Origin of the sequence: Planktothrix sp. FACHB-1355 (assembly GCF_014748295.1) — a bacterium.
GTDB lineage: Bacteria > Cyanobacteriota > Cyanobacteriia > Cyanobacteriales > Aerosakkonemataceae > Aerosakkonema > Aerosakkonema funiforme_A.
In genome coordinates, this window is sequence record NZ_JACJUP010000398.1 from 1 (window position 1) to 5,306 (window position 5,306).

Below are 5,306 nucleotides of genomic sequence, written 5' to 3' on the forward strand. Positions count from 1 at the left end.
TAGGAGTTTTCAAACCAGTCGTCATTTTTCCAAGTCTCCTTATCATATTCCGCATGAGTTAAAACATTACGTATAAACACTATTTGCTCATCGTAATCAATGAAAGTAATCAACCGATAATTATTGCCACCTATATTAAAAACAGTAAAATTACCCACTAAATCAGCCGAGCGAAATACTTGGCGTACATCTGCGAGATTTTGCCATTCAGCATCGCAGGTACGTTGATACCATACTAGCAGACTAGACTCAGCATTAGGGTGGGTTTCCCAAAATTCTCTCAATGCTTTTCGACTGATGACACGCATTAAATTATCTCTGTAAGCTAGTGGGCTTTTGGATTCATATAATACATAATATTGCATTTTTTCGTTATCAAAAAAGGAATTGTTGGGTTGAGCATGGCGAAATCCAATCTACGATTTTATTCCCAAATCTTTCATAACTCGCATCGCCGCATTGTGTCCCGCCGCACCAATCACCGACCCCGCTGGATGGCAACCCGCACTGGCTGAATAAAGTCCCTGAATTGGTGTAAAATAAGGTAATCTATCTGCAAAACCAAAACTATTATCAATATGATGGATATGTCCTCGCGTTATGCCAAAGTGTTGCTCGATTTTTTGGGGATGTAAGGGAAATACATCTTCGACTAAATCCGATGTACCTGGGGCAAAGCGATCGCATATTTTCAACAAATGCTCGATATAGCGATTTTCCTCTTTTTCCCAACTCCTTCCCTGCAATTCGTAAGGAACCCATTGCACGAACAGCGCTGAATTGTGATGACCTTCTGCATCTTGTAAAGACGGATCGATCGTTGTGTGGATATACCATTCGATCGTCGGAAATTCCGGCAACTTACCCGCCTGCACGTCCGCAAAAGTGCTGCGAATTCCCGCCATCACTTCCCCTTCATCGGGTAACAAGTGAATCGTCGTGCCGTACTGACGTCAACATCGAGTATCTTACCCAACTCATCCAACCTATCCGCCATCTTCTCTCGCCAATTATCTCTTTCTTTCTTCGCGACTTTGCGGTTCGCTTGATAATCTTCCTTCCATTCTTTCAAGCAATCTTCAAACTTTTGTAATTGCTTATTAACGGCGGCGGGATTATCGGGAGTATTTTCGGGTGAGTGAATTTGGATGTCATTATGTCAGAAGGAGTAGTTAATTGTAGAAAATAAAATTGATATAGCGATAAACCAAATAATACAGCCAATAATAGTGTCAAGAATTCGCCATGCAAGTGGACGTTGGAACAATGGCGTTAGCCAAGCAGCACCATATGCAAGTGTAAAAAACCAGAAAAAGGAGGCAAGACTTGCGCCAAGTGCAAAAAAAATGCGTTGACTCTCCGTGTATCGAGTTGCAAAACCTCCTACCAGTACAATAGTATCAAGGTAGACGTGTGGATTTAAGAGGCTGAGCGCCATTGTTGTCAAAATATTACTCCAAAAATTTGTTGATTCGCTCTCCTGGCTGTTTATATCTATTTGTGTTGGATTCAAAGCTGATTTAAATGAATGTAAACCAAAAAATAAAAGAAAAACCACGCCAGCCCATACAATTATCTGAGTTAATTCTGGAATCTTCAAGCTTAGTGTACCGAACCCTATCGTACCGATACTAATAAGAGTTGCATCGCAGAGGAAGCAGATGCTTGCAGTAGCTAAAATATGTTGGCGCTTAAGTCCTTGACGTAAAACGTAAGCGTTTTGAGGACCAATAGCAACAGCTAGTCCAGCAAATAAGGTAAACCCGCTCAAGAATACCGCTAGTGAAGATTCAGGCATCTTAAATAACCTCCTTTAGTAGAAAAGCCCTTGCAACAATCGAGGATTCTCATATCAGACACCATGCGCGATGGCGCACAAAGAAAAATGAAAATAGTTCTCACTATCAAAGGTTTCAAAATAACATCATTTCTATAATCTTTTGCTTAATATGCCGATTAAATTTGTAGTTTTTGAACAAGCGAATTGGCAGGTTTTCTGCTCCGGATATTGTACCAATACAGTTTGGAGAACCACACATACACTGAAATGGTCTAACCATTCTCCATTCAGTTGAGGGATAGAAAAATGTTATTTCTTCCCCCGGAGCGATATCCCGTTCTGCAATAATTTGTTCTTTAGTAAAATCTACAAAGGAATTTGGCGAACAAGAGTGGTTAGTGGCTGCTAACATTTCATCTAAAATGTGTTCATTAAGTCCAGATTGAACGGTTGCAAAACTTTGAGGAGAAGAAACAAGGCTTATCTTTTTGATTACTTCACCTTTTTTGATATATGTGTTTGAAATTATCTTAAGATCGGAATCTTGATTGCCAACTAAGCTGTAAAGATCTATTAGTTTTTGAGCCATGTTTTTAAGACGAGTGATAGTAGTATGGATGAGAGTATGTAAGAACGGCAATATTTTAGCTAGAGAGACATTTTTTGTCTCTACTAAACTATAGCAGCTTAGCAGAAATAACCCACCAGTCAACCATGAACCATGACCAATTAAGTTGGTGGGAAACTTTCGCCGCGAAGGTCTAGCTAGCCTCTTTTGAAGCTTTTTCAGCTAACCAGGCTTCTGGAACAAAAACTTGTTCGCGTAAAATGTTCCGTATAAGCTTTGCATAAAAGGACCAGTAAGAGGAATCTAAGTATCGAATCTTTGACTCTATATAATTGTGTAGCTCTGCCAGCCTATCCCCAGGTACGTTAGGAAGCCAATGATGCTCAACATGATAATTATTGCCATCTGTAAACCACACGACAATTTTACTAGCTTTGATATGTTCGCGTGTTTACAGAAACATCTGGTACTTGTCGCTCACATCCTATATGTTCGGGCAGTTCGATTAAAGCATAAGCTGGAGAGGCAAACAGTAGTGGTATTAGCCATATCTTCAAAAAAATTGTTGTTTGAGCCCCTATTGAAATGGCTAATATTGAAAATAGTACGACAGTTATTAAACGGTATTCATTGCGAATTCTTACTTCTGCATTTGAGATTGTATTAAAAACTTCTAGCTGTTCCCCTTTGATTGCCTTGTAGAGTCTTACAGCCACATGGCGATAGTGAGGTAACATAAAAAGAATAAATAGAATTTTTGGCGATTTTAATGATTTGCAATCATAATCAAAAAACTCTTTATCTTCTGGAGTTCCCAGCAATCGGTGATGTCTCAAATGACTATCTTGATAGTCTGAATAAGATACTAGCATAGGTAAACCTAGCAAGAATCCTACTACTCGGTTCCATCCTTTACTGTGAAAGGCAGTATTATGGACACATCGATGCTCCAGTACTGCTGCATGAGCGTACATCAATCCTAGTAAAAACATAGCGACCCATGAAACTATGCCTTGAGCGATTAAAATAACAGATATTATAGCCGCAATAAGACAAGCCAATACTAAGAGTCTAACTAAGAAAAGATTCTGTCTTATCTCTGTTAATTTAGACAATTCAAGATCGTTAAACTCACCTATTTTCAGTCTATTCATAATCTACTTTTTTTTAAGGGACTTAGACCGTGACATACTCCTGCTGCAAATCGAAGATTATGCCGCAGGCTTCGCAAGGCTCACAGTTTGGGTTTCCCGGTTATTGCATTGTAGCGGATTCAGCTGCGTGAAGCACAGCTGAGAAACCCGGTTTCTTCAAAAATAGCTATAGTTCTACCTAAATAAATTAATAAAACTTATAAACCTAAGTACGGAAGAGCCACACAGATGTAGATGGGGGTTTTGGGTGGATCTAAATCCCTTTTCCCTCTTCCCTCTCCTCTCTCTCCCTCTTCCCTAACCCCTAGCCCCTAACCGCTAACCCCTAAAGATGGTTACAATAAAAAGTTGGAGCAAAAACAGGACTGAGGTGAAAATTAAGCCTGAGTTACTGGAAAACCATACCCGTTAAGACTCTGGATTGAATTATGCCTCTGCCTATTGTTGCTATTATCGGTCGCCCGAATGTGGGCAAATCTACTTTTGTCAATCGTTTGGCGGGGATGCAGGATGCGATCGTACATGACGAACCTGGGGTGACTCGCGATCGCACCTACCGTCAAGCATACTGGCGCGATCGCGAATTCATCGTTGTGGATACCGGCGGTTTGGTGTTCGACGACGATACGGAATTTTTACCTTTGATTCGCGAACAGGTGATGGCGGCGCTGTCAGAAGCGACTGCGGCTATATTTGTAGTGGATGGTCAAAGTGGGCCAACGGCAGGCGATGAGGAAATCGCAGAATGGTTGCGTACTCAAACCGTACCCCTTTTGCTAGCTGTGAATAAATGCGAATCTCCAGAACAAGGTTTAACGCAAGCGGCACAATTTTGGGAACTCGCTTTAGGCGAACCTTATCCAATTTCTGCTATCCACGGTAGCGGTACTGGCGATATCCTCGATGAGTTAATTAAATATTTGCCGGCTGTTGGGGAAGAAGCAGAAATACCGGAAATTAAAGTGGCGATCGTCGGTCGTCCGAATGTGGGAAAATCGAGTTTGTTGAATGCGTTTGTCGGGGAAAATCGCGCCATCGTCAGCCCGATTTCCGGAACGACACGGGATGCGATCGATACTCTTGTGGAACGAGATGGCAAAACTTATCGCCTCATCGATACAGCCGGAATTCGTAAGAAGAAAAATGTCGAATACGGGCCGGAATTTTTTGGCATCAATCGCGCTTTTAAAGCGATCCGTCGCGCCGATGTCGTGCTGTTAGTAATCGATGCGCTTGATGGCGTTACCGAACAAGACCAAAAACTCGCCGGCAGAATCGCGGAAGAAGGTCGCGCTTGTGTAATTGTAGTGAATAAATGGGATGCGGTAGAAAAGGATAGTTACACAATTTACGACTACCAAAAAGAATTGCAAGATCGATTGCACTTTACAGAATGGGCAGAAAGTATTTTTGTTAGCGCTAAAAGCGGTCAAAGAGTAGAAAAGATTCTCGAATTAGTAGACTCTGCCTCGGAATCTCACAAACGCCGAGTGTCTACTTCGGTCATCAATGAAGTAATAGAAGAAGCCGTGCGCTGGCATTCTCCTCCCGTTACCCGTCAAGGTCGTCAAGGCAAACTTTACTACGGCACTCAAGTTAGTACTCAACCGCCAAGTATTGCCTTATTTGTCAACGATCCCGACCGCTTCAACGATAATTATCGTCGCTATATTGAAAGCCAATTTCGCAAACAGTTAGGCTTTAAAGGTACTCCCTTGCGATTGTTCTGGCGCGGGAAAAAGGTGCGCGAAGTGGAAGCAGGTAGCCGAAATAAGGCAACTCGCGTTAAATAAATGACTAATTT

At 41.7% G+C, this 5,306-nt stretch carries 6 protein-coding genes; 1 reads left to right on the top strand and 5 read right to left on the bottom strand.

The window, feature by feature from the left end:
• The 5 genes from H6S82_RS16805 to H6S82_RS16825 all read right to left on the bottom strand — a co-directional run.
• Positions 1 to 308 (bottom strand): type II toxin-antitoxin system HigB family toxin (locus H6S82_RS16805; protein WP_190470477.1); only part of this gene is annotated, 308 nt, incomplete at its 3' end.
• 108 nt (positions 309 to 416) lie between these two features.
• Positions 417 to 929 carry a hypothetical protein gene (locus H6S82_RS16810; protein ID WP_199315479.1) on the bottom strand — a complete coding sequence of 171 codons (513 nt, stop codon included), beginning with the start codon at positions 927 to 929 and terminating at the stop codon, positions 417 to 419.
• 230 nt (positions 930 to 1,159) lie between these two features.
• On the bottom strand, positions 1,160 to 1,798 hold the full coding sequence (locus H6S82_RS16815) for a LysE/ArgO family amino acid transporter (protein ID WP_190470475.1): 639 nt from the start codon (positions 1,796 to 1,798) through the stop codon (positions 1,160 to 1,162).
• 115 nt (positions 1,799 to 1,913) lie between these two features.
• Positions 1,914 to 2,369 carry an SET domain-containing protein-lysine N-methyltransferase gene (locus H6S82_RS16820; RefSeq protein ID WP_190470474.1) on the bottom strand — a complete coding sequence of 152 codons (456 nt, stop codon included), beginning with the start codon at positions 2,367 to 2,369 and terminating at the stop codon, positions 1,914 to 1,916.
• 407 nt (positions 2,370 to 2,776) lie between these two features.
• The gene (locus H6S82_RS16825; protein WP_199315478.1) at positions 2,777 to 3,502 is read right to left on the bottom strand and encodes a fatty acid desaturase; all 726 of its coding nucleotides are present in this window, start codon (positions 3,500 to 3,502) and stop codon (positions 2,777 to 2,779) included.
• A 428-nt stretch (positions 3,503 to 3,930) separates the two neighbouring features.
• Between H6S82_RS16825 and der the strand changes: the two genes are divergently transcribed.
• Positions 3,931 to 5,295 (top strand): ribosome biogenesis GTPase Der, encoded by a 1,365-nt coding sequence (der, locus tag H6S82_RS16830; protein ID WP_190470472.1) that lies wholly within the window; start codon positions 3,931 to 3,933, stop codon positions 5,293 to 5,295.
• Positions 5,296 to 5,306 lie beyond the last annotated feature (11 nt).

What these genes read in the sequence shown, in the direction of transcription:
- H6S82_RS16815 (WP_190470475.1), bottom strand. Translation starts at nt 1,798, where the DNA reads ATGCCTGAATCTTCACTAGCGGTATTCTTGAGCGGGTTTACCTTATTT.
- H6S82_RS16820 (WP_190470474.1), bottom strand. Translation starts at nt 2,369, where the DNA reads ATGGCTCAAAAACTAATAGATCTTTACAGCTTAGTTGGCAATCAAGAT.
- H6S82_RS16825 (WP_199315478.1), bottom strand. Translation starts at nt 3,502, where the DNA reads ATGAATAGACTGAAAATAGGTGAGTTTAACGATCTTGAATTGTCTAAA.
- der (WP_190470472.1), top strand. Translation starts at nt 3,931, where the DNA reads ATGCCTCTGCCTATTGTTGCTATTATCGGTCGCCCGAATGTGGGCAAA.